This window comes from Marinobacterium stanieri (assembly GCF_900155945.1).
GTDB lineage: Bacteria > Pseudomonadota > Gammaproteobacteria > Pseudomonadales > Balneatricaceae > Marinobacterium > Marinobacterium stanieri.
This window is the reverse complement of record NZ_FTMN01000004.1, coordinates 210,988-233,719: the sequence shown is the minus strand read 5'-3', so window position 1 is coordinate 233,719 and position 22,732 is coordinate 210,988. Positions and strand designations below refer to the sequence as shown.

23 protein-coding genes and 1 pseudogene are annotated in these 22,732 nt (G+C 49.9%); 18 read left to right on the top strand and 6 right to left on the bottom strand.

From position 1 onward, the window contains the following. The first annotated feature begins 50 nt into the window (after positions 1–50). From BW956_RS11040 to BW956_RS11025, 4 genes are read left to right on the top strand one after another with little or no spacing between them, the layout of a single operon-like run. Positions 51–671, top strand: coding sequence for a sigma-70 family RNA polymerase sigma factor (locus BW956_RS11040; protein ID WP_010323293.1), 621 nt, complete (start codon positions 51–53; stop codon positions 669–671). Continuing rightward, positions 668–1,321, top strand: a complete 654-nt coding sequence (locus BW956_RS11035) for a ChrR family anti-sigma-E factor (RefSeq protein ID WP_076462794.1) — start codon at positions 668–670, stop codon at positions 1,319–1,321. The genes BW956_RS11040 and BW956_RS11035 overlap by 4 nt, the downstream gene beginning before the upstream one ends. Positions 1,322–1,330: 9 nt before the next feature. Next, the gene (locus BW956_RS11030; RefSeq protein ID WP_010323295.1) at positions 1,331–2,296 is read left to right on the top strand and encodes a YbgA family protein; all 966 of its coding nucleotides are present in this window, start codon (positions 1,331–1,333) and stop codon (positions 2,294–2,296) included. Beyond that, positions 2,297–3,733, top strand: coding sequence for a cryptochrome/photolyase family protein (locus tag BW956_RS11025; protein WP_076462793.1), 1,437 nt, complete (start codon positions 2,297–2,299; stop codon positions 3,731–3,733). Positions 3,734–4,020: 287 nt separating this feature from the next. On the opposite strand, the gene BW956_RS11020 is transcribed toward BW956_RS11025, so the two are convergent. The 5 genes from BW956_RS11020 to pilB are packed head-to-tail and all read right to left on the bottom strand — an operon-like array spanning position 4,021 to position 8,681. Beyond that, positions 4,021–4,224: a DNA gyrase inhibitor YacG gene (locus BW956_RS11020; RefSeq protein WP_076462918.1), complete on the bottom strand. Its 204-nt coding sequence runs from the start codon at positions 4,222–4,224 to the stop codon at positions 4,021–4,023. 7 nt (positions 4,225–4,231) lie between these two features. Continuing rightward, positions 4,232–4,855, bottom strand: coding sequence for a dephospho-CoA kinase (coaE, locus tag BW956_RS11015; protein ID WP_076462792.1), 624 nt, complete (start codon positions 4,853–4,855; stop codon positions 4,232–4,234). Further along, positions 4,855–5,712, bottom strand: coding sequence for a prepilin peptidase (locus BW956_RS11010; protein WP_076462791.1), 858 nt, complete (start codon positions 5,710–5,712; stop codon positions 4,855–4,857). The genes coaE and BW956_RS11010 overlap by 1 nt, the downstream gene beginning before the upstream one ends. Then, positions 5,712–6,956, bottom strand: coding sequence for a type II secretion system F family protein (locus tag BW956_RS11005; RefSeq protein WP_010323301.1), 1,245 nt, complete (start codon positions 6,954–6,956; stop codon positions 5,712–5,714). Before BW956_RS11005 ends, BW956_RS11010 begins: the two co-directional genes overlap by 1 nt. Before the next feature lie 12 nt (positions 6,957–6,968). After that, positions 6,969–8,681, bottom strand: coding sequence for a type IV-A pilus assembly ATPase PilB (pilB, locus tag BW956_RS11000; RefSeq protein WP_244894356.1), 1,713 nt, complete (start codon positions 8,679–8,681; stop codon positions 6,969–6,971). Positions 8,682–8,975: 294 nt separating this feature from the next. On the opposite strand from pilB, the pseudogene BW956_RS22910 reads away from it, so the two are divergent. From BW956_RS22910 to BW956_RS10930, 13 genes and pseudogenes are all read left to right on the top strand, one after another. Next, a pseudogene (locus BW956_RS22910) lies at positions 8,976–9,099 on the top strand (prepilin-type N-terminal cleavage/methylation domain-containing protein); the annotation flags it as partial. 332 nt (positions 9,100–9,431) lie between these two features. Continuing rightward, positions 9,432–9,809, top strand: coding sequence for a pilin (locus BW956_RS22755; RefSeq protein WP_076462789.1), 378 nt, complete (start codon positions 9,432–9,434; stop codon positions 9,807–9,809). Positions 9,810–9,897: 88 nt separating this feature from the next. After that, positions 9,898–11,679 carry an O-antigen ligase family protein gene (locus BW956_RS10985; RefSeq protein WP_076462788.1) on the top strand — a complete coding sequence of 594 codons (1,782 nt, stop codon included), beginning with the start codon at positions 9,898–9,900 and terminating at the stop codon, positions 11,677–11,679. Between the two features lie 314 nt (positions 11,680–11,993). Next, a complete protein-coding gene (locus BW956_RS10980) occupies positions 11,994–12,485 on the top strand; it encodes a GspH/FimT family pseudopilin (protein ID WP_175612000.1) in 492 nt (163 codons plus the stop codon). After that, a complete protein-coding gene (pilV, locus tag BW956_RS10975) occupies positions 12,482–12,922 on the top strand; it encodes a type IV pilus modification protein PilV (protein ID WP_010323307.1) in 441 nt (146 codons plus the stop codon). Before BW956_RS10980 ends, pilV begins: the two co-directional genes overlap by 4 nt. Before the next feature lie 2 nt (positions 12,923–12,924). Continuing rightward, positions 12,925–13,962, top strand: coding sequence for a PilW family protein (locus BW956_RS10970; RefSeq protein ID WP_076462786.1), 1,038 nt, complete (start codon positions 12,925–12,927; stop codon positions 13,960–13,962). Then, positions 13,959–14,453 (top strand): pilus assembly PilX family protein, encoded by a 495-nt coding sequence (locus BW956_RS10965; RefSeq protein ID WP_076462785.1) that lies wholly within the window; start codon positions 13,959–13,961, stop codon positions 14,451–14,453. The genes BW956_RS10970 and BW956_RS10965 overlap by 4 nt, the downstream gene beginning before the upstream one ends. 12 nt (positions 14,454–14,465) lie before the next feature. After that, positions 14,466–17,648 carry a pilus assembly protein gene (locus BW956_RS22075; RefSeq protein WP_083703039.1) on the top strand — a complete coding sequence of 1,061 codons (3,183 nt, stop codon included), beginning with the start codon at positions 14,466–14,468 and terminating at the stop codon, positions 17,646–17,648. Between the two features lie 15 nt (positions 17,649–17,663). Continuing rightward, on the top strand, positions 17,664–18,017 hold the full coding sequence (locus BW956_RS10950; protein ID WP_076462783.1) for a hypothetical protein: 354 nt from the start codon (positions 17,664–17,666) through the stop codon (positions 18,015–18,017). After that, positions 18,014–18,430 carry a type IV pilin protein gene (locus tag BW956_RS10945; protein ID WP_076462782.1) on the top strand — a complete coding sequence of 139 codons (417 nt, stop codon included), beginning with the start codon at positions 18,014–18,016 and terminating at the stop codon, positions 18,428–18,430. The genes BW956_RS10950 and BW956_RS10945 overlap by 4 nt, the downstream gene beginning before the upstream one ends. After that, on the top strand, positions 18,417–19,757 hold the full coding sequence (locus tag BW956_RS10940; protein WP_076462781.1) for a deoxyguanosinetriphosphate triphosphohydrolase: 1,341 nt from the start codon (positions 18,417–18,419) through the stop codon (positions 19,755–19,757). The genes BW956_RS10945 and BW956_RS10940 overlap by 14 nt, the downstream gene beginning before the upstream one ends. 17 nt (positions 19,758–19,774) lie before the next feature. Next, positions 19,775–20,155 (top strand): translation initiation factor Sui1, encoded by a 381-nt coding sequence (locus BW956_RS10935; protein WP_076462780.1) that lies wholly within the window; start codon positions 19,775–19,777, stop codon positions 20,153–20,155. Positions 20,156–20,201: 46 nt separating this feature from the next. Beyond that, on the top strand, positions 20,202–20,960 hold the full coding sequence (locus tag BW956_RS10930) for an aspartyl protease family protein (protein ID WP_076462779.1): 759 nt from the start codon (positions 20,202–20,204) through the stop codon (positions 20,958–20,960). Positions 20,961–21,038: 78 nt separating this feature from the next. Here BW956_RS10930 and BW956_RS10925 read toward each other — a convergent pair whose 3' ends face one another. Further along, positions 21,039–22,001, bottom strand: a complete 963-nt coding sequence (locus BW956_RS10925; protein WP_029511117.1) for a methylenetetrahydrofolate reductase — start codon at positions 21,999–22,001, stop codon at positions 21,039–21,041. Positions 22,002–22,134: 133 nt separating this feature from the next. Between BW956_RS10925 and BW956_RS10920 the strand changes: the two genes are divergently transcribed. Next, entirely contained in the window at positions 22,135–22,695 is a 561-nt protein-coding gene (locus BW956_RS10920) for a DUF1285 domain-containing protein (RefSeq protein ID WP_076462778.1), read from the top strand. Positions 22,696–22,732 lie beyond the last annotated feature (37 nt).

Sequence of the window (22,732 nt, the reverse complement as noted above, 5' to 3'; positions counted from 1 at the left end):
AATGTAATCTGAATGATCCAGTGGCCAACAATGATGCGTATGGAGGGTAGATGCAGAAAGACGATGCCGGAGGAGGCGATGTGAATGCTGCCGCTATCACCCCGCAAAGCATGACATCAGAAGAGAGGAGAAAACAGGTGCGTGACGAATGGAGCGCCTGTCTGACCCGTCTTGCTGAGACACGGGATAAAACCGAGTTCGCCAGGCTGTTTGGTTATTTCGCACCTCGCGTAAAAGCGTACCTGTTGAGGCTGGGCATGGTAGATGCCACCGCTGAAGAGGTGATGCAGGAGGCCATGCTACTGGTGTGGCGTAAGGCACACCTGTTCAACCGCAGTAAGGCGAGCGCCAGTACCTGGATTTTCACCCTGGCGCGTAACCAGAGCATTGACCGTATGCGCCGTGACAAGGTGCAGTTCTATGAGCTGCCGGAAGAGGAACCCGATCCGGATCATCGCGATATGGGTGAGCATTCGGTGATAGAAGACCGTATGCAGGAGGCGATTGCGACCCTTCCAGAAGGCCAGGCACAGGTTCTGCATCTGTCCTACTACGAAGGCAAAAGCCATTCCGAGATTGCCGAACAACTTGGCATTCCGCTTGGCAGTGTTAAATCAAGACTCAGATTGGCATTCAGTAAGCTTAAAGCTCACTGGGGAGAAGACGCGTGAATATAAGCCATCACTTTGACGACGCAACCCTGATGGCCTACTCAGCCGGCAGCCTGCCACAGGGCATGGCACTGCTGGTTGCCTGCCATTTGCACTGGTGCGAGCATTGTCGTGAACGTGTAGATGCAACCAATGCCGTAGGTGGTGTCCTGCTCGACGATATTGAGCCGGTATCGCTTGGTGAGGGTGCATTGAATGATTTGCTGGCACGCCTCGATGAGCCTGAACAGGAGCTGGCAAAGCCCGTATCCAGACCATCTGCGTCAGCAGGTCAGTTGCCGGCACCGCTGGCGGAGCTGGTCGGTTGTGATATCGATGAGTTGCCCTGGAAACGTATCGGTTACGGTGTGCGTCAGGTAGACCTTGATCTTGATGGGCCGGGAGCAACCCGGTTGTTGCGCATCTCGCCCGGGGTCTCTGTTCCTCACCATACCCATACAGGCAATGAACTCACCCTTATTCTGAGTGGCTCCTATAATGATGAAGTCGGGCGCTTTTGCCGTGGTGATGTAGCCGATCTGGATGGCGAGATGGAACATCAGCCTCTGGTCGATACAGACGAAGACTGTATCTGCCTCATCGCTACCGATGCGCCGCTCAAATTCACCGGCCTCTTTGGTCGTCTGGTTCAGCCGTTTATCGGTTTGTAAGGATATCGTATGGAATCGACCTTGCCCGCACAGAAAATCCCGGTTGGCATCAGTGCCTGCCTGACTGGTCAACAGGTGCGTTACAACGGTGGTCACAAACGCTCCCGCTACTGCCTGGGCGTGTTGGATGACTGCTTCAGTTTCGAGACCTTCTGCCCTGAAGTGGCGATTGGCCTGGGCATTCCACGCGATCCGATTCGGCTGGTTGGCCTTGAAGGTGAACATCCGGAAGCCCGGGGAACCAAAACGCCTGAGCTTGATGTGACAGACGATCTGCTGCGAGTGGGCACTGACTTCGCACGCAAGCATGAACATCTTCGCGGGTTCATCCTGATGAAAGGATCACCCAGCTGCGGTATGGAGCGGGTCAAGGTTTACCATCCTAATGGCATTCCGCACCATGCAGATCAGGGTGTGTTTGTACGCGCCTTGCGAGAAGCTAACCCGGTGCTGCCGCTGGAAGAAGAAGCGCGCATGAACGATGCTGTCCTGCGCGAAAACTTCATCGCCAGGGTGTTTGCCTACGATGACTGGAAAACATCGGTCGAGCAGGATGCCAGCTACCACGATATTTTGCAGTTCCATAGCCGACAGAAATACCTGCTGATGGCACACCATTATGAGGGCTACCGTGAGCTGGGGCGTTATCTGGCTGATGCTCATGACAAGCCACTCGATGAAGTCAAACAGCACTACATTGAGCGCTTCATGCACCATATGGCGCACAAGGCGACCCGTAAAACCCACACCAATGTGCTGCTGCACATGCTCGGCTACCTGAAAAAAGAGATCGATAGCGATATCAAGCAGGAAATGATCGACGCTATCGAACAGTATCGTCTGGAGCAGGTACACCTCGTTGTACCCCTGACACTGCTCAAGCACTACGTGAAACGACATGGGTCTGACTACATCCGCTCACAGACCTACCTGAACCCGCACCCGTATGAATTGGGCCTGAGGAACTACATCTGAATGCAACTGGTCTGGTTTCGCAACGACCTGCGCCTGATTGATAATCCGGCGCTTTATCACGCCTGTGCCACTGGAGAACCTGTTACCGCTGTAGTGTGTATGACACCGGGCCAGTGGGCTGAGCATAACGAATCCGAAGCACGTATCGCACACTGGCATGCACGCCTGGACTGGCTGGAAACCCAGCTTAACCAGGATGGCGTCGAACTTAAGCGACTGGATCTTGATCGCTTTTCTGACTGCCCGAATGCGCTATTGGAGCTTGCACGAGAGCTGAGTGTCAGTGCGCTGCGCTTTAACTATGAGTACCCACTCAACGAGCAAAAACGTGATCGTGCAGTCTGTCAGGCACTGAATGCCGTGGGTATCGAGGCTCTGGGGTATCACGGTGACCTGGTCGTATCGCCCGGCCAAGTCTTAACCGGTGGCGGTACGCCGTTCAAGGTATTTACCCCCTTCAGCAAGGCATGGATGAAGCGCCTGTTGCAGATGGATCATGAGCCTTTGCCATCTCCGTTTGCAGATAAAGCTGTTCGGCCAGAGACTGGCCTCCCGCAAGAAGAAGTTGTGGGAGAGTTTGTGGGAGCGCGCTCCGCGCGCGAAAAATCCCTGAGCCTGCAACTAGGATCAGCCAACAAGCACTTCACCTACCCAGTCGATGACACCAGCCTTCTGGAGCACCTGAACAGGTTTATCCATGAACAGGAGCCAGACTACCAGCGCCTGAGAGACTTCCCCTCACGGCACGGTACATCTGGCCTTTCGCCTGCGCTCACCATCGGTTCCCTGTCAGCACGCCAGTGCCTGGCAGCACTGAAAGCGACATATCAGGATGAATCCTGGCAGAGCAGCACCTGGTTGAATGAACTTGTTTGGCGTGAGTTCTACCGCCACCTGCTGGTCAGCTTTCCGGGGCAAAGCCGTTACGAGCCTTTCCGGCCGGAAGTGGCAGAGCGCATCAGCTGGCTGGATAACCAGCATCACCTGGAGGCCTGGAAAACAGGCGAAACCGGCTTTCCTATCGTCGATGCAGCCATGAAGCAGCTGAATGAAACCGGCTGGATGCACAACCGACTGCGTATGATTGTAGCCAGCTTCCTCACCAAACTGCTGCGCATTGACTGGCGTGAAGGGGAAGCCTATTTCATGTCCAAACTCATTGATGGCGACTTTGCTTCCAACCTTGGCGGTTGGGCCTGGAGTGCCTCAGTTGGAGCCGATGCAGCCCCTTACTTCCGTATCTTCAATCCGCAACTGCAGAGTGAAAAGTTCGACCCGAACGGGGAATTTATCGCCGAATGGTTGCCTGAACTGCGTCAGCTGGAGCCGAAAGAGCGTCATAAGCCGGGAGCAGGGCAAAGGTATGGGCGGCCCGCGCCAATTATTGATTACAAGGCGGCAAGAAAGGCTGCTTTGGATGATTATAATCGGGGGTAAAGTGGCTTTGGTTGGGAAAGGGCTGGTTCTGTCAGATTGATCACTCGTGCGCGGAGCGCACTCCCACAAAGCAATCCCACAGGGCACCCCCACAAAGCACTCCGGCAGCGCACTTCCGCAATGTATATTCAAACGCTTATGGCAGAGTACTACTTCATAGTTGCGGGGTGTGGCACTGTTGTGGGAGCGCACTCCGTGCGCGAAGCGAGCAACTGTAGCTTCTTACTGCATAAGCCTAGTGTGGGAGCTCACTCTGTGAGCGAATCAAGGGCAGGAACAAAGGCCTATCAATGCCGAGTAGGCGTAAACCCCTGCTCTTCAGCCATCATGCCTGAACTGAAATCATCCAGACTCGGCTCTGCTGCAATCTGATAACCTTCGCTGGCCCACTCACCCAAATCAATCAAACGGCAGCGCTCCGAGCAAAAAGGGCGCCATTTGTTTGCCTCAGAATAGGGAGAAGGGTTATTGCACTGAGGGCAATTTACCATGCGTGGCTTAGTCATCGGCAGCATCCTCTTCATCAGCCAGTTGCTTCAGTTTGGGGTGCAGTTCGGCAACGGCCTGCTTGAGCTGCTCGGGAGAACCATTGTTATCCAACACGAAATCAGCGTGTTTGAGGCGTTCGTCCCGGTCCATTTGAGCCGCCAGAATCTGCCGAACCTGCGCTTCTTCCATGCCATCGCGTTGCATGGTGCGTTCAACCTGCGTTGACTCGGGCACATCCACTACAATCACGCGGCTGATAAGCAAGTGCTGATCGGTTTCTAACAACAGGGGGGATGCCAGAATGGCATAGGAATGTCCATCCTGGTCAAGTTGCTCAAGCGTATCCAGGATACGGTCGCGAATCAGCGGATGCAGCAGGGTTTCGAGCCAGTTACGTTCGCGTTCGTTATCGAACACGATGCGGCGCAGGGCGGGGCGGTCCAATGTACCATTAGCCTGAATCAGTTGGTCACCAAAGTGAGCAGCAATCTTGCCGAGGGCTTCACTACCGGGCTCAACCACCTGGCGGGCGACCTGATCGGCATCGATCACTGGCACACCCAGCGCAATGAAACACTCTGATGCGGTGCTTTTACCGCAACCAATACCACCAGTGAGACCTGCTACCAGCATCAAAAACTCCCCAGATACGCGGAAATAATCGAGTCACCCCACACCATTGCAATCCAACCGGCAATGGCAAGATAGGGGCCAAACGGAAGAGGATTCTGCGCCTGATGACGACGAAAAGCAATGAGTGCAAAGGCCAGCACAACCCCTACCACGGATGAGAGCAGAATCACCAGCGGGAGTATCTGAAAGCCCCCCCAGGCACCAATAGCAGCCAGCAGTTTGAAGTCGCCATAGCCCATTCCTTCCTTGCCGGTGAGCAGCTTGAACAGCCAATATACGCTCCACAGCACCAAATAACCGGCTGCAGCACCAATCACCGCACTTTCAAGGGATGTGAAAATGCCCTGAGTGTTGATCAGAAGGCCCATCCACACTAGCGGGAGGGTGATCGAGTCCGGCAGCAGCTGATGGTCCAGGTCAATGAAGGTTAGCGTAATCAGTGCCCAAGTCAGCATTACCAACAGGCCTGCTTCCAGCGTGAAGCCAAAATGCCAGACCAGCCAGGCAGAACTGACACCCGTCAGCAGCTCCACAAAGGGGTAACGGAAAGAAATACCTGTACCACAGCTACTGCAGCGACCACGTAGAAAGAGCCAGCTGATAACGGGGATATTTTCATACCAGCGAATCTGATGACCGCATTCTCCGCATCTGGATGCAGGGGTCATCAGGTTAAATGGCTCCTGACTGTTATCAGGCTGTTCTCCTCTCTCGGCTTGAATACAGGCATCCCATTCGCGCTGCATCATAATTGGCACGCGTAGAATGACAACATTTAAAAAGCTGCCAACGAGCATCGAAAACAGGAAAGCAGTCCCCACCGCTGCAAGCGGTGAGGATTGAAGAAGTGCAAGCATTAACCGACAACCTGACCCAGCTGGAAGATTGGCAGGTACATGGCGATAACCAGTCCACCCACAAGCACACCCAAAATAACCATGATCATGGGCTCCAGCAGGCTGGAAAGGTTATCGACAGCATTGTCTACGTCTTCTTCGTAAAAAGTGGCAACCTTATCCAGCATATGGTCCAGTGCACCGGATTCTTCACCAATGGCAATCATCTGTGAAGCCATCACCGGGAAAACACCGGTCATTACCACGGCATTCTGCAGAGACTGGCCAGTAGAGACGCCGTTTTTTATCTGCCGAATGGCTGTTTCATACACAATATTGCCGGATGAAGTGGCAGCGGAGTCGAGAGCCTCAACCAAAGGGACACCTGCAGCAAAAGTCGTTGCCAGTGTGCGTGAGAAACGGGCTATAGCCGCTTTGTGCAAAATGGGGCCAAATACAGGAATTCTCAATACTGCACGATCAACGAAATTTGAAAACCGTTCTGAATGTTGGATGGCTTTCTTGAATGCAAAAATTGCCGCAACTGCCCCAATCAGGCCAAAGAACCAATACTCCTGAGCAAATTCGGACATACCCACCACCATCTGGGTGAAAGCAGGTAGATCGGCGCCAAACCCTGTAAAAATGGACTCGAACTGGGGGACAACTTTAACCAGCAGAATAGCTGATACAATCACGCCCACAACGAGTACTGCTATGGGGTAAGTCATCGCCTTTTTGATCTTTTTCTTCAGAGACTCCATCTTCTCTTTGTAGGTAGCAATACGATCCAACATGTTTTCCAGGGAACCGGACTGCTCACCTGCATTGACCAATGAGCACACCAGCATGTCAAAGTGCTCAGGATGATGTGCCAGGGCTGAAGCAAAGGTATTACCGCTGTTAACTTCAGAGCGGATCTCCTTGATCATGTTCTTGAGCTTCAGCTTTTCCACCCCGTTACCTACGATTTCCAAGCCTTGCAGCAAAGGAACACCGGCTTTGGTCATGGTTGCGAGCTGTCGAATAAAGTATGCAATATCCGCTGTTTTGATCGGCTTGTTTTTGCTACTGAAAGCCGATTGCCTTTCCTTGGCGATACGGTGCGGGTTGATGCCTTGCCGACGCAACAGCGTTTTTGCTGCAGCAATGTTTTCGGCTTCGATATGCCCTTTACTGGTGTTGCCACTTTTATCGCGGCCCTGCCAGTTGAAGCCGTACTTCACGGGTTCTTTGTGCTTTTTGCTGGCTGCAGAAATTGCCATATTCTATCCTTGTCAGACTTTTATAACCCTGTTCATCTCTTCAAGACTGGTAACACCGGCTGCGACTTTGAGGAGGCCTGATTCACGAAGTGTGATGAATCCCTCCTCGCGTGCGACTTTAAGTATATCTATGGATGTTCCGTTTTCCATAATGCACTCGGCAATAGCCGGCGACATTTCAAGCATTTCATAGATACCCACACGGCCTTTGTAGCCCCGGTTGCAATGCTTGCAGCCTTCAGGGTTGGCTTCGTAGAGCTCAAGGGAGTTAAGGGTTTCTGGCTTGAAACCTTCTTCAAGTAGCGAGGCTTCGGGAACATGAGCAGGTTGTTTGCAATGCTCGCACAGGCGTCGGCCCAAGCGTTGTGCAATGATCAAGCTGACAGAGGTTGCAATATTGAATGAAGGGACACCCATATTGCGTAAACGTGTCAGTGTTTCAGGGGCGCTATTGGTGTGCAGTGTTGACAGGACCATATGGCCTGTTTGAGCAGCCTTGATAGCGATCTCGGCAGTTTCAAGGTCACGAATCTCACCCACCATTACGACGTCGGGGTCCTGACGAAGGAAGGCTCGCAGCGCTTCGGCGAAGGTGAGGCCAATTTTAGAACTTACCTGTACCTGGTTGATACCTTCCAAATTGATCTCGACCGGGTCTTCCGCCGTGGAGATGTTGCGCTCTTCTGTATTAAGAATATTCAGGCCGGTATACAGGGTAACGGTCTTACCGGAGCCAGTAGGGCCCGTTACCAGTACCATGCCCTGAGGCTGCTCCAGTGTCTTCAGGTAGGCCTTTTTCTGGTTAGGCTCAAAACCGAGTGCCTCAACGCCCATTTTTGCACTGCCCGGATCCAATATACGCAGTACAATCTTTTCCCCCCAGAGCGTGGGCAGGGTGTTAACACGAAAATCGATGGCCCGCTTCCTGGATACTTTAAGCTTGATACGACCATCCTGGGGGACGCGCTTCTCGGAAATATCCATGCGCGACATGACTTTCAGGCGAGCCGACAGGCGTGATGCAAGGTTGAGTGGTGGGCGGTGCACCTCCTGGAGCATGCCATCAATACGGCAGCGCACGCGGTATGCTTTTTCATATGGCTCGAAGTGGATATCCGATGCACCTTTGCGTATGGCATCCAGCAATACCTTGTTGATGAAGCGTACAATCGGAGTTTCATTTGCGGCATCCGCTTCGCTGTCATCCTCTTCTTGAGCCGGCTCCTCTCCCAGGTCCATATCCTGCAAGGACTCGTCGCTGAGTTCCTCCATTGCAGCGTCGGAGGCGTCAAGTTGTGAATCGAGTAGTTGATGAAGCTTGTCATCTTCAACCAGTACAGCTTCAGTTGCGGTACCTGTGTGAAAACGGATCTCATCCAGCGCCTGAATATTGGTAGGGTCTGATAACGCAATATAAATTCGGTTGTCACGCTGAGAGAGAGGCAAGGCGCCATGTTTGGTCATGAGGGCTTCGGATATGAGACCCTTGGGGATGTACTCGGGATTTATGGCGTCAAGGTCAAATAGTGGCAAACCGAACTCATCCGCCGCCGCCTGCGCAGCGCGTTGAGCACTTACAAGCCTGTGCGAAATAATGTACCGGATGAAGGGCAGTTTCGCCTCAGCGGCCTGGTGCATGGCGCTTAGAGCGACTTCTTCTGAAAAAATACCCTCGTGTACCAGCCGTTTGGGTAACCCTGTAAGGGGTTGAGAACCTTGAGACACCTTGACTCCTCTGGCCGGAAGGCGTGCTTCCATGCGCCTGTTACTCTATTATCTCCTGCTGCAAGAGAATATACGCTCTTGTCACGGCAGGGCAACTGCTCAAGATACTTGTAATGTCATATTCGTTGACTAAGCTCAGATTACTTGGCTGTTAAGTTTGTGTTCAGGCTGGACATCTCAGTCAGCTAATGGCTAACATTAGAATGTAGCTGTGAAACGGACGTTACGGCACTGTTCCAAGCTGCTCTACCATTTTATTAACTTCTCGCTGGAGAGAATCTTATGAAACCCGAAATGATCCAGGCCAAGCGCGGCCAGAAAGGTTTTACCCTGATTGAATTGATGATCGTAGTTGCGATCATCGGTATCCTGGCAGCAATCGCACTGCCTGCGTACCAGGACTACACTCGTAAGTCTGCCAACAATGCTTGTTTGGCTGAGGCTAAGGGCGTTGCGAACGCGACTTTGATTGCATTCTCTGAGAACGAAACATTGCCGGCATTTACGTGGGCTGCTTGTGATACTGCCACAATTGCTGGTGCACCAAACTTTGGTGGTATCCCGGCTGGTGCTCCGTCTTTCACAATCGATGCAGTATCCCCGGGTGATGAAACTGTAACGTGTCAGAACTCAGCCACCTGTAGTCTGCCATAAGTCATAACTAAATATTCTTAATAGAATTGTTTGGTCATCTTAAAGAGGGGGGGCGTGTATAGCGCAACCCCTTTTTATTTAATAGAGGAATCGGTGATGAAAAAAATACAGCAAGCCGAAGGGTTCTCTTTAATTGAGTTGATGACTGTTCTAGCTATCATAGGTGTTTTGGCTTCTATAGCTTTACCGTCTTATTTGCAATATGCGAGACAAAGTGCAAACAAGGCTTGTTTGGGTGAAGCAAAAGGTTACACAAACGTAGTTATGGTGGCTATGGGTGAGGCAGAGTCTATACCAGCTCCAACCGCGTCTGCTTGTGATTGGATTACAGATGCGAGCGCATTTGTTTCGTATTCACAGCCTATTGTGGCATATCCTGCTGCGCCAGGTGACGAGGGCTCTGTATGTGTATTGAACTTTTCTTCAGCTTGTGCCTTGAGTCCGCTGGTTCCTGCTGTTATGCCTGTGCCTTAGGTTATTTGGCTTTCGGCTACTGAATTGTTTTACCTGAAATTATGACTGTATTTTATATTTTTCTGGATTTTTCTTTAAAAGGATTTGTGTGAATATAACTTACTACCCGGTTTTTATATTAATTGCCTTTGTCCCCTTTGTTTTTATTCCTTCTACCGGGCATGATGTTCTTATTCAGCCATTTAATATTTTTTTGTGTGAAGTGGTCGTCGTTGCCATATTTCTATCTGCTTTGAATGTGCATAAAGGCCGTAGTTGGATTGTGCCTGAAGGGTGGATTTGGTTGTGCTCTTTTCCTCTGGCAATATTGGTTGCTAACACGATTTCCGGATTTGACTTTCCCCGTGATCTAGCCATACGTTTAATCACTATTTGTGCGGCCTTGTTGCTCTTCTTTTCGTTTTTCCAGTTCCAGCCAACTCGCCGCTCTATTGATACCGCCATTTATATACTGTTGGTGGGGATGCTGCTGAATATGATTCAGGCACTGCTTCAGGCAGTCCCGGGACGATTATTATACGGCATGATTTCACATCCTCCTGTTCCTCGTCCATTGGGCTTTTTCATGCAGCCCAATCTGCTGGCTTCCTCGGTTGTAACAGGTATGGTGCTGGCTATATATCAGCTAAGTTCCCCCGGCTTTAAGTCTCGCTCAAAAGTGATCAAGGCTTTGACTTATGCTGTTGTCATTTTTGGTGCCTATACTGTGTTATCGACGGGTTCTCGCCTTGGGTTACTGGCCCTTGTTGTTGCGATACCTATAGTATTTATTTGCCGATACAAACTGCTATCGAGAGAGAAATACAGGCCGCTAACGGTAGCGGCTCTTGTGGCAATAGGTGTGTTTGCAGGGGCTTATTTCAGTGACGGTCTGGATAAGTCTTACTCCAAGCTGGAACGCCTCGTTGAAAGCTCATCCGATATGCGTCCGCACATGTATCGTATCGCCGCTGACCTGTTTTTTGAAAACCCGGTGGCGGGCCAGGGGGTGGGGAGCTTCCCGGGTGCGTTTCAATATGAAGCGGCAGATTATGTTGCCAGCCATCCTGAGGCAGATATTCGCTTTCGAACAGGGTTCACACATCCGCATAATGAGATTTTAATGTGGGCTGTTGAGGGTGGTGCTATTGCCTTGTTGGGGTTATTCGTTTTGGCGGGTGCTGTTTTGTGGAAGGTATATCACAATGGCTGGCAGCGGGGTGGTGCAATACTGGCGATGCTAATGCCTATGTCCTTGCATATGATGGTAGAAATGCCGTTTTATATTTCTGTTTATCATTTTATTGTATTTGTGTTTATAGTTCATCTGGCTTACCGACCCTGGTGTCGCAAGAAAATAATTCGGAATGACAAGGTGCTAATTGCCGTGCCTATGGTTGGCTGCGTAGTGTTTATTGGCGGATTGATGTTTTTTACATCAACCTTCAAGGCCAGTCGCCAGCTTTCTCAGTTCCTTTATTATAATAGTCCGGATATTAATGAGGTGGCTGAAGCCAGTGAAAATCCGTATTTTCATGAGTTTGGTACAGCAATGCTGATGAAGCTTGTATTGCATCAAGCACTGACTGGTGAAGCTGATAGCAGATGGGTAGATGTTTTTATCAAACATGCTGAGCCTTATCTGAAAAAGGTGCCTGAGAATACAACTTTTCATGACCTGGCGCTTGCGTACGCGGCAAAAGGGAATGCTGATAAGGCTGAACACGTTATTAAGACTGGACTTTATCTTTATCCTGAGCACCCTGTCATTCTTAAAGCGAGAGAGAGGGTTGAAATCCTGCTTGAAAATGACGGCGTTTTCCCTCGTGCTACCGATAGTAACGCTCTGGGGGGATCGGCTGCCTCACTGCCTGATCCTGTATATCAGTAAACAAGGTGTGAGTGTTGCCTGCTGGTGACGCTTGCTCTCCTTTCCTGCGCCATGTCAAGACTTTTTTGCTCTATTGATAAAGCTCTGTTGCTTCCTGATGAAGTAAGTGATTAAGTAAAGAGCATTAATGAGCGTCTGGCCTTAAGGGCGCTATTGGCATTCCCCGTGGGCTAAAGGAGTAGTCCAAGGCGAGTCTCACCACTCCCTTCTTTCTCTACTCAGCGCTTGTGCAGGCCCACGGAATTGCTGCCATAATTAGCCTGTGGATACATTCACGGAGAATTGAAGTGACGTTCCAGTCTAAGCGTATAAACGTGTCTAAGAATACAGGCTTCTCGCTGGTAGAGGTCATGGTCGCTGTCGCGATCCTGGCTATTGTTCTGGGGATTGGAATCCCCGGTTTTCAAAGCATGTTCGAGAATAGCCGTGTTAACAGGGCTAATGATGCTTTTGCTGCAGCCGTTCAGCTTGCCCGCTCCGAAGCCATTACCCGGGAATTGCCGGCCAATGGGCGTATTCGTCTATGTGAAAGAAATGCTGCAGATAATGGCTGCAGTGGCGATCAAAGCTGGGGAGATGGGCTGATTGTGCTCGAAGTAAATGCTGCTGGTAACACCGTGCAAGTTGTTAGAGTCTGGGATGCCATCCAGAACGCAACAGTTACGTCCGGTGCGGCAGCCTTCAACTTTGCCAGCGATGGCACAGTAGACACGGCTGCCGGCTTTGTGGTGTCTGTTGGTAGTGATACAACCGATTACTGCATGCGTTTGACTGGTTCCGTGTTTCAGGGAGCTTGCCCACCATGATTATTACTCGTTACAAGCCGCTCAATCAGGAGCGGGGCTCTACCATTGTTGAAGTCATTATTGCACTTATCGTTGTTACAGTTGGGTTGTTAGGGCTTTTGGGAATGCAGGTATATTCGGTCAAGGGGAACCAGAGTGCTTATCTGCGTTCTCAAGCGACCATCCTTGCCGGTGAGCTTGTGGATGCCATGCGTGCAGAACGCATCCAGGCAAGAGAAGGGGATTTTGACGATGGCGAAGCGGGGTTTCGTGCCAACTGGGATGCGCGCCTGGTAACCATTTTGGGCGCAGGGGCGGCAGGTACATTGGTACGGGACGATAATAACGTCAGTATTACCGTAACCTGGACTGATGACCGTGGTGCAGTTGTAGATGATCAGGGCAACCTTAGTGGTGACGCCAGTACCGGCAGCATGACTTTTGTAACGGATATTTAACCATGCACACGCACAAATCCTATCCTCGCATACACCGTCAATCAGGGTTCAGTCTTGTCGAGGTGATGATTGGTTCTATCATTGGACTGCTGATCCTGATGGGTGTCGTCATGGTCTACTTGAGTGGATCTCGTACTGCGGCAACCACAGAAGCACTTTCGCGGGTTCAGGAAAGTGGCCGTTTTGGCATGCATTTTCTTGCCCGTGACATTCGCAACGCAGGCTTTAAACGGGCCTGCCAGAATGAAGTTAATATTCTGCTTGACGAGGGTAACGCTGCATATAGTGAAGATTTGTTTAGCCTCGACGATGCTTTACTTGGTTGGAACGATTCGGCGGGCACATTTGCTGCCAATATAGCCGATTACGTCAGGGGGGATGTACTTCTGATCAAAACAGCTTCTCGGGTCTCAGGCGTAGCTGCCTCTGGTAATACGCCTGCTAATGCAGCTGTTATCAACACTAATCCGCAGAAAAGCGGCATTGATGCCGGCACGATCATGTTTGTGGGCGACTCCGAGTCCTGCGATATTTTCCAGAAAGGTAATAATGCAAACGCTAATGGTTTGGGGCGTGGTGTTGGTGCCGGAGGGAACGACCCAGGTAACAAAAACCCGGGCAGTAACACATTCAGTAAAGCCTATGATGAATCCATGCAAATTTTCCTTTTTGACAGCACCATTTATTACATCGGTGCAGGCCTGGATGGTCAGCCGGCCTTGAAGCGTGTCAGCTTCAGTACAGGTACCGCTGGAACCCCCGAAGAGCTTGTTAATGGTATCGATGATATGCAGCTTCTTTATGGTGAAGACACGGATGGCGATCAGTCTGTAGACAGTTACGTTGCTGCCGGTGCTGTCACTGATTGGGAGGATGTTGTTGCCATACAGGTAAATTTGCTTGCATCAAGTTTGGCTGCAGGTGTTGTTGATGAGGCTCAGGCATTCCCGGCCCCCTGGGCTGGTCTGGCTGACCCAGGGGATGGGCGTCTGCGAAGAGTATTCAGTTCAACCGTAGGGATCAGGAACCGCCTGCCATGAATAATCGAAGTATACGCTGTCAGAAACACCAGGGGTCGGCACTTGTTGTGGCCATGATAATGTTGGTCCTGATAGGTATCATTGGAGTGGGCTCCATGCAAACCACCACGATGGAAGAGAAAATGTCAGGCAACACGCGTGACAAGAACATTTCCTTTCAAGCTGCTGAAGCCGGTTTGCGAAACCGTGAGGCATGGTTGCAGGCACAATTATCGCCTCCAGCACCTAATGATGACTGGATTTTTGATGATGACATCGATTGGGATGCCCCTTTCATTTATGGCACGGACAATGACACCGATGACTTAACAAATGTCAATGCTCAGCCTCAAATGGTAATTGAGGAAATGGAGTTTATTCCGGACGACTTGGTTACTGGATATGACATTCGTAAAGGGCGAGATATTTATAGAGTAATGTCGCAAGGTACTGGTCAAAGCCCTAACTCAATTACTACTTTGGAAAGTACTTTTGCCAAGCGTTTCAATTGAGGTTTTTTCGCTATGAAAAGTCAAAACTCGTTCATATGCCTGGCTGTAGCGGCATTATCAATCTCTCCAGCTCTTGCTGCTGGGAAACTGAATATTCCTAATGAACCCTTGACTGTTTTGTCATCCCGTGTTGACCCAAACGTCATGTTGGTAATTGATAACTCGGGAAGTATGAATAATGTCATCTGGTTTGAGGGAGACAATACATATGATGGATATGATCCCAATACCAGTTACCAGCGTTGGGATAACAGAATATGGGTGGGGGGTAACTATAATTATGAAGGTAGTGAATGGGATGTTAACGGTCAGAACATTCACCTAAGCTCATTGACCACAGATAACTGCAGTTCCGGTTATACTGAAGCGGTCAGAATAAATGATTGGAGAGAAAGGAAGTGCATTAAGCTTCCTCGTCCAGAAGGTAATAGTACGCGTTTCACTGGTAATTATTTGAATTACATTTTTGCCACTTTTCCTCACAACACTGATTTGACAACCTACCCGGGCTTTCCAAATGAAACCCGAATGAAAGTTGCTCGAGATGTTTCATCCGAGATAGTCCGTGAGGTTGAGGGTGTGCGTTTTGGCGCGGCCAGGTTCTACAGCAGTGCTGGCGGTAAGATTATTCAAGGCTGTGGTCCTTCGCAGATTACTCCCAGCAGTGCGCAATGGGCATCGCATAAAGATGATCTGATTGACGAAATTTCAGACCTGGATGCAAGCACAAACACCCCTGTAAGCGAAGCTTACTACGAGGTAACCCGTTATTTCAGGGGCCTGGAAGGGGTCTGGTCTGGAACTCCCCAGTTTACGTCCCCAATTCAATATCGATGCCAGAAGAACTTCAGTATTCTTATTACCGATGGTGAGCCTACTCAGGATGGCTTTGAAGGAGTATGGAATACAGTAACAAATGATAAAATTAGTGGAATTAACAAAACTCTCCCTGATTGGAATAATGACAGTGGAGATTATTACTTGGATGATATAGCTGAATTTGCCTGGGAACTTGATCTTAAGCCAAATGGTAATGAGAAAGACAAGGCCGGTGTCAGCTACAATGATCCAAATTTTGAGAAGCAAAATCTTTATACCTACACAGTAGGTTTTGCACTTGACCATAGCCTCCTGAGCGATACGGCTACTGCAGGTAACGGTCAATACTACACTGCAAGCACAGCGGATGAACTAAAAGACCGTTTGACCCAGGCACTTTCGGACATTGGCGATAAAGTGCTTAGTTCCTCATCAGCTGCCGCGTCTAGCGGTACTTTGATTGATGCTGAGCTTTTCTTTCCTCAATATAATAGCCTCAATTGGACAGGGGACCTTATTAAAGAGGACTCAAGTGGCTCTGAAGTTTGGGTTGCCTCCGCTGAAATGCCAAGCTGGAATAGCAGAAGTATCATATATAACAAAAATGGAACCGGGACAAAATTTCGTTGGGGACAATTGAGCCAGAGTTTACGTGACCATCTGGGTGGTCAGTCCGTGTTGCAATATATTCGTGGTAACCAGGAAAATGAGGGCAATGCTGGTGGGGAATATCGTATCCGGTCTAAACGTTTGGGCGATATTATCTACTCCAGTCCACGCTTTGTAGGTGCTCCCTCTTTTCGTTACCCGGCTGATTTAGAGTCAGCTTCTTATTCCTCATTTAGCTCGACTTGGGCTAATCGTGATGAAATGGTCTATGTAGGTGCTAACGATGGCATGCTACACGCTTTTGATGCTGATACTGGCGAAGAGAAACTGGCTTTCATTCCGGATGCCGCGCTAGAAAATTTACCCAGCCTTGCCAGTCAGACATATGATCACAAATATTTTGTGGATGGAACGCCAACAATTGTTGACGCATTTATTGATAATCAGTGGAAAAGCATCCTTGTAGGGGGATTAAATAAGGGGGGGCAGTCTGTATATGCGCTCGATGTAACCGACCCTTCCAAGTTTAATGAAGGCAATGCCAGTGACATATTTATGTGGGAGTTCACGGATGCCGATCTTGGCTATACCTACAGCCGTCCGGCGATCGTGAAGCTTCATAACGGCACCTGGGCTGCAATTTTCGGGAATGGCTACAACAACACGGTACCGACTTCCGCCAGTGATACGCAGGTATCCAGTACTGGTAATGCTGTGTTGTATATTGTTGATCTTTCAGATGGCAGCTTAATTGGCAAAATTGATACTGGAATAGGTTCTGATGATGATCCGACAGGCGGCCAGCGACCGAATGGATTGGGTACTTTAGCACCCGTAGACCATGATTTGGATTCGGTAGTTGATTATGTGTACGCCGGTGACCTGTTTGGTAATGTTTGGAAGTTTGACCTGTCGGGTGACAGCAATGGCAGCGGCAAAGGCAAAGGCAAAAACAACGGTGGTGGCCAGAATTCCATGAACATGGAAGTTGCCTTTGGAGGTAATCCCCTGTTCACAGCGTGCTATGGCAGCGGTAATAGTTGTACGCGTCAGCCAATCATGGTTGCCCCCAATGCAGCGCCAACAGTTGGCAGGCACCCTAAAGGTGGTTTCCTGGTGTATTTTGGTACCGGCAAGTACATTGAAACGGAAGACAAAACGGCTGGTAGTGATGATATCCAAACGTTTTATGCTATTTGGGATAAAAACGAAGGCGGCAACCAAACACCTGTAAGCGGTCGTAGTCAATTGCTGAAGCAGACAATTGCCTACGAGGGGGAGCAGTCCTTCGATGGTGCCAACTCTCTTGTTCGCCTTGTTAGTTCAAATGAGCCCAACTGGTCTTCACACAAAGGTTGGTATATGGACTTTAACAAGCTTACTTCGGCGCGTGAGAGAATTGTAACCACACCAACATTGCGGAATGGCAAGGTGATTTTCCCGACCACAATTCCTCTTATTCAGAGCGATCCTTGTCGCAGTGACTCCGAAAGTTGGTTGATGGATCTGGATGCAATTACAGGCGGAGCGTTGGACTACTCGGCATTTGACCTAAACGAGGACGGCAAATTCAATGTAAGTGACGAGGTCGCGGGTGATAGTGGAGGTGTTGTTTCTGGTATCAAATTCAGCCAAGAGCTCCCAGCGCCAACGATTCTTGCTGATGATGAAACGTCTGAAGAAAAGGTTTTGACACGTACGGTGCGTCTTGCTGAAAACCCAGGGCCGGGCAGGGAAGGTCGACAAAGCTGGCTTGAAGCAAACTAACGGGGAGTGCAAACGATGAAGCGTTTATTCAACAGTGCTGTATTTCTGGCACTTATTATCTCCTCGCCTATACGCGCTGAGGTTGTTGAGGATGTCGTGGTAGGTGCTGACAATGGCTTACCTTATAAGTACGGTACTATCAGTGAGTATTCCGAGCTCCGCGGCATTGTTAAGATTGGTACAGAGCAGTACAGGATTGACAAATTTGGGACTAAGTTAGGGCAAGTCGTAAGAGGGCCTGATGAGGTTGTAGCCGATGCAACTTTAAAAGACTATGACGAAGGTGATATTGTCTTCTTCAGTATCTCAGAAAGGCCTGTTGATACTGATATTAAACACTTGGAGTTCATATACAGGGTTATGGAATGAATATCCTGCATAGAAGCAAAGGCTTTACCCTCGTCGAGATCATGGTTGCGGTTGCAATTGTCGGTATTATGGCGGCAATAGCACTCCCGGCTTATTTTCAGTATGTGACTGACGCACGGCGCTCCGATGGCAGGGCTAACTTGCTTCAGTTGGCCCAATTCATGGAGCGGTATTACACAGCTAATGGTCGGTATGTGGATGCAGCAGGTAACGCACCAGCCTTGCCATTCATAGAGGCGCCGCGCGATGGCGCTGACAAGTTTTATGATCTTGCTTTGGGGGTTATTACTGCTCAAACCTATACGCTCACCGCTACGCCCAAAAACGCCTTGGCAGGTGATGCCTGTGGCACCCTGACATTGAACCAGGCGGGTGTTAGAGGAGCCGGTGGCAATATTGATGAGTGCTGGTGACGGCACATCCATGAATTGGTCCCGGCTGCTTACGACGCAGCGTTATGGACATGAAGACTTGACGCCCGGTGAAGCCGGGCGCAGTCATTTTCACAAAGACCATGATCGCATCATTTTTTCCAGCGCGTTCAGGCGCCTGGGCCGAAAAACTCAGGTTCACCCCTTCGCGTTAAATGATCACATCCATACCCGTCTGACTCACTCAATCGAAGTCGGTAGTGTTGGCCGCAGTTTGGGTATTCGTGTGGGCGATATGCTCTTTTCCGGTTTACCTGACTGGGTTACTCCCCATGATCTGGGCATGATTGTGCAATCGGCTTGTCTCGCTCATGACATTGGCAATCCTCCTTTTGGGCATGCAGGCGAATATGCCATACGTGATTGGTTCGAAAGCCGGCAAGAAGCCCCTTTGCTGTCCGCCTTAACATCACTGGAATTTCAGGACCTGGCCACGTTTGAAGGTAATGCTCAAGGGTTCAGGGTTGTAACGCGCATCGAAAATCACCTTTTTCAAGGTGGGTTAAGGCTTACTTACCCAACGCTGGGCGCTTTGCTTAAATATCCTTGGGGTATTGATAATATTAGTACGGCAAGCAAGTTCAGTGCGTTCCAGTCTGAAATTGAAATCCTGGATGCGCTGGGTCGAGACCTGGGCTTGGTGAGAGGTGAGTCTGGTCGTTGGTGTCGCCATCCCTTGGCATTTCTTGTCGAGGCCGCTGATGATATCTGTTACGCCATCCTGGACCTGGAAGATGCAGTTGAGCTCAACCTGCTAAGCTTCGAGGATGTAAAAAGTATTCTGTTAATGCTATGCGGTGATCTTGATTTTGATGATGCCATTTTTATGACAGAAGCTTCGGCCAGAAGGAAGATATCTGCGCTGAGAGGCAAAGCCATGGAAAACATGGTGAGCTCTGTGGTGGATACCTTCAGGCTTAATTATGATGCCATTATGTCAGGTAGCTTTGATGGAGAGTTGCTGCTGCGTGGCGATAAGATGGTATGTGAAGGTATCAAAACAGCTAAGCAGATTGCCCGTGATAGAGTCTTTCCGGATACGCGCAAGGCAGAGCTGGAAGTCGGGGCCTATGCATCTATTGGCATTCTTCTCGATGCCTTCCTTGGAGCAGTGTTCGAAAGTCATTGCCACAGTGATCAGAAAATGAGCTATAAGTCCCGAAAAATACTACGTTTGATGGGCATTCATGCGCCGTCCTCTGATATTGAGCTCTACAGCTGCTATCGCAGGGTGCTGGATTTTATCTCGGGTATGACCGATAACTATGCGTCATACCTTGCCCGGCAGATTTCGGGCAATGCCTTTTAATGTTTGTGTGAGTGTTTATGGGTAATAAGAGTCTTGCAGACCAGCTGGGTGGGTTGGTGTATTCAACTGAATCTGGAAAATTGTGCCCTGATTGTCGTGAGCCAGTCGATCAATGCCGGTGTACAGAGTTGCTCGAAGCCGAGCGTTTATCAACCCTTGACGGCATTGTCAGAGTCAGGCGAGAAGTCAAAGGGCGCAAGGGAAAGGGTGTCACTCTTCTTGAAGGAATTCCGCTGCCAGAGGCGTCACTGAAGCCGATGCTGAAAGAATTTAAAAAGCGCTGTGGTACCGGTGGTGCATTAAAAGCAGGTGTGGTCGAAATTCAAGGGGATCACAGAGATTTGCTCTGCAATCTACTGGAAGAAAAAGGGTACAAGGTCAAAAAAGCTGGAGGATGACTGCTCCGGCTAGTTTGAAACATGGGTCAGGTACAGGGATAGGGGTATGAAACGTAAAGCGATCTTTTCAACTGCTCTAGTGATGCTTGTTTGTGTATCAACACCGAGCCATGCTCAGGTTTATCATTATGTTGATAAAAATGGCAAAAAGGTATTTGTTGACCGAAAAAGCCAGATACCTGATGAATACCGTGACCAGCTCGAAGTGCGGGAGCAATCGACACGACGATCCAGGGCTGTGACTGGCCCTGCAGTGGCCGCAGATGACTCTTTGGCAACACACAAGGCCAAGCTTGAAAGTTTCATGGAATCCCTTGAAATGCCGGTGACCATCAGAGGGAATAGTGTGATTGTCCCGGTAAATGTGCTCTATGGTAATGCACGGTTCAACCTTGACCTTGTACTTGATACCGGCGCCAGTAAAACGGTCGTGCATGCTGACAAGCTCAGTCATGTGAATGTGTTTACAACACCTGCAGGTAACGCCCGTATCGCAGACGGCGCGGTTATTGAAACGCGAAACCTGATGTTTGATGAGGTTAAAATTGGGCCTTACACATCCAGATCGGTTTCTGTCAGTGTTATCGACCACAAGGCGCAAGTTGGTTACGACGGCTTGCTGGGTATGGACTTCCTTCGATCTGCCAAATATGACATTGACTTTGACCGTGAGTTAATCGTTTGGCAACGGGATGACTATCGCAAGGCCCAGGAGCAGCTGGCAGAAGTTGAGAGACGTATGGCTGAAGAAAAGGAGGCTGCTGCGCAAAGTGCTGATTCAGCGCAGCCCGAGACATCTCAATAACCAGGCCGAGGTTTTCGACGAAGGGAACGCAGGCATCTTGTGTCTATGTATTCAGGATGCTGCGCCCCGATAATGTCGTTACTGGCTATCCAGCTTCCTTTGTGCAAGTTTCAGATCAAGCGTTGCTTTCAGAAGTTGGTAGAGATGAATAGAGGCGTCAATTTCGGCCTTGCGGTTGGTTAAGCTTTCGATGTTCAGCCCGATTGGCAAACCCAACGGGAGGCAAGCTTCCAGAATCTGCTCAAGGTTATTTTGGCAAATGCGGATGGATTCGGCCAAGGGGTTTTCTGCATCAAGGATGCGGTAGCCCGTTGCTTCGGGTACGGATATACCCAGCCACTTCATGAATTCCAGAGTTTTTGCACTACCGCAAGGCGTAAATGTAAGAATGATGCGCTTTGGTGTTTCGCCTTGCTCTCGACAGCTGCGCGCGTAAGACGTCAGCAGGTCAATAGTGGCCTGGGTGTTGTAAACCGCTTGTGAAATGAAAAACTCGCAGCCGTTGCCTGACTTGGCAAGCAGGCGTTGGTGCTCGTTTCCCTTGACTGCGTGGCGCTCTGCAATCGTCACACCGCCTAAATGAAACGGTTTTTCATGTTCTTTGAGTGCAGCATAAGCGTCATTGAGTGACAGCTTGATCTCCCCTTCGGATGAGGGGCTGCCAACCAGTACCAGGTTACGGATACCGAATTCATTCCAGGCATCTTCCAGCCAGGAATCAAAATCAGCCTTATCTTTTTGTGCCACACTCTTATAGGTAATGATCGGGCGCTGACTCAGGTTCCCCAGCAGTTTGGAGTATTCACGTGGGTCACGTGTTTCCATGTATGGGAAAGGACGCGGTGTGTCAATACGGCTGCTTTCATCCTGAATGTCATAGACAATCAGGCCGTCGTATTCCAGAGTCTGCAGGCGCGAGAGCAGACGCTCGGCAATCTCCTGCATTTGCATGTCCTCGGTGCTGGCTTTTGGCGGAGTCGTTCCGACAAAACAAACACTGCGGTGAGGGTCGGCAAATTTTTGTTGCAGGGGATTGCTCATGGTAATTCCGTGTCCTGTGTTTAGTATTCTGATGTGATTGAATTATATTCATTTTCTGAGGCTACATGATGAAACTTTCTAGAGCTCAGCTGAGGGTTGCTCATGTGGAGAATTTTTTGATTAGGGGAGCGCCATGAGCAAAAGCTTCAACCCGGCGGATATTGTAAAAGAGGTGGGTGCCGGTTCTGATATTCCACCACTGGAGACATGGCATCCGGATTTCTGTGGCGATATTGACATGCGTATTGCATCGGACGGACGCTGGTTCTACCAAGGGTCGCAGATTGGACGCGAGGCGATGGTCAAAATGTTCTCGCGCGTACTCTGGAAGGAGGGGGACCAGTACTTTCTCAAAACACCTGTCGAAAAAGTCGGTATCCAGGTGGATGATGTGCCTTTTCAGGTTATTCAGGTTGAGCACGAGGTTGGGGACAAGGGACCAGAATTGATGTTCACCACGTCGACGGGAGATCGTGTCAGAGCAGATGCCGAGCACCCGTTGCGTGTGGAGGTTGACCCTGTTACCAAAGAGCCGCGCCCTTACTTGATGATTCGCTTTGGTATGGAAGGGCGGATAGGCCGCAATGCCTACTATCAGCTGGTAGAGCTGGCTCGCATGGTGCAGCACCCTCACTCGACGGAGTTGGTGGTTGATAGTGCAGGAGAGGTTTTCAGTTTGGGATCATTATTGTGAATTCAGCTGCTGCTGCAGAGGGCGCAGCAGCAGTCGC

Excerpts from the sequence above, each read along its gene's own strand:
- BW956_RS11040 (WP_010323293.1), top strand. The coding sequence starts at position 51 with ATGCAGAAAGACGATGCCGGAGGAGGCGATGTGAATGCTGCCGCTATC.
- BW956_RS11030 (WP_010323295.1), top strand. The coding sequence starts at position 1,331 with ATGGAATCGACCTTGCCCGCACAGAAAATCCCGGTTGGCATCAGTGCC.
- BW956_RS11025 (WP_076462793.1), top strand. The coding sequence starts at position 2,297 with ATGCAACTGGTCTGGTTTCGCAACGACCTGCGCCTGATTGATAATCCG.
- BW956_RS11020 (WP_076462918.1), bottom strand. The coding sequence starts at position 4,224 with ATGGTAAATTGCCCTCAGTGCAATAACCCTTCTCCCTATTCTGAGGCA.
- coaE (WP_076462792.1), bottom strand. The coding sequence starts at position 4,855 with ATGCTGGTAGCAGGTCTCACTGGTGGTATTGGTTGCGGTAAAAGCACC.
- BW956_RS11010 (WP_076462791.1), bottom strand. The coding sequence starts at position 5,712 with ATGCTTGCACTTCTTCAATCCTCACCGCTTGCAGCGGTGGGGACTGCT.
- BW956_RS11005 (WP_010323301.1), bottom strand. The coding sequence starts at position 6,956 with ATGGCAATTTCTGCAGCCAGCAAAAAGCACAAAGAACCCGTGAAGTAC.
- BW956_RS22755 (WP_076462789.1), top strand. The coding sequence starts at position 9,432 with ATGAAAAAAATACAGCAAGCCGAAGGGTTCTCTTTAATTGAGTTGATG.
- pilV (WP_010323307.1), top strand. The coding sequence starts at position 12,482 with ATGATTATTACTCGTTACAAGCCGCTCAATCAGGAGCGGGGCTCTACC.
- BW956_RS10970 (WP_076462786.1), top strand. The coding sequence starts at position 12,925 with ATGCACACGCACAAATCCTATCCTCGCATACACCGTCAATCAGGGTTC.
- BW956_RS10965 (WP_076462785.1), top strand. The coding sequence starts at position 13,959 with ATGAATAATCGAAGTATACGCTGTCAGAAACACCAGGGGTCGGCACTT.
- BW956_RS22075 (WP_083703039.1), top strand. The coding sequence starts at position 14,466 with ATGAAAAGTCAAAACTCGTTCATATGCCTGGCTGTAGCGGCATTATCA.
- BW956_RS10950 (WP_076462783.1), top strand. The coding sequence starts at position 17,664 with ATGAAGCGTTTATTCAACAGTGCTGTATTTCTGGCACTTATTATCTCC.
- BW956_RS10945 (WP_076462782.1), top strand. The coding sequence starts at position 18,014 with ATGAATATCCTGCATAGAAGCAAAGGCTTTACCCTCGTCGAGATCATG.
- BW956_RS10940 (WP_076462781.1), top strand. The coding sequence starts at position 18,417 with ATGAGTGCTGGTGACGGCACATCCATGAATTGGTCCCGGCTGCTTACG.
- BW956_RS10935 (WP_076462780.1), top strand. The coding sequence starts at position 19,775 with ATGGGTAATAAGAGTCTTGCAGACCAGCTGGGTGGGTTGGTGTATTCA.
- BW956_RS10930 (WP_076462779.1), top strand. The coding sequence starts at position 20,202 with ATGAAACGTAAAGCGATCTTTTCAACTGCTCTAGTGATGCTTGTTTGT.
- BW956_RS10925 (WP_029511117.1), bottom strand. The coding sequence starts at position 22,001 with ATGAGCAATCCCCTGCAACAAAAATTTGCCGACCCTCACCGCAGTGTT.
- BW956_RS10920 (WP_076462778.1), top strand. The coding sequence starts at position 22,135 with ATGAGCAAAAGCTTCAACCCGGCGGATATTGTAAAAGAGGTGGGTGCC.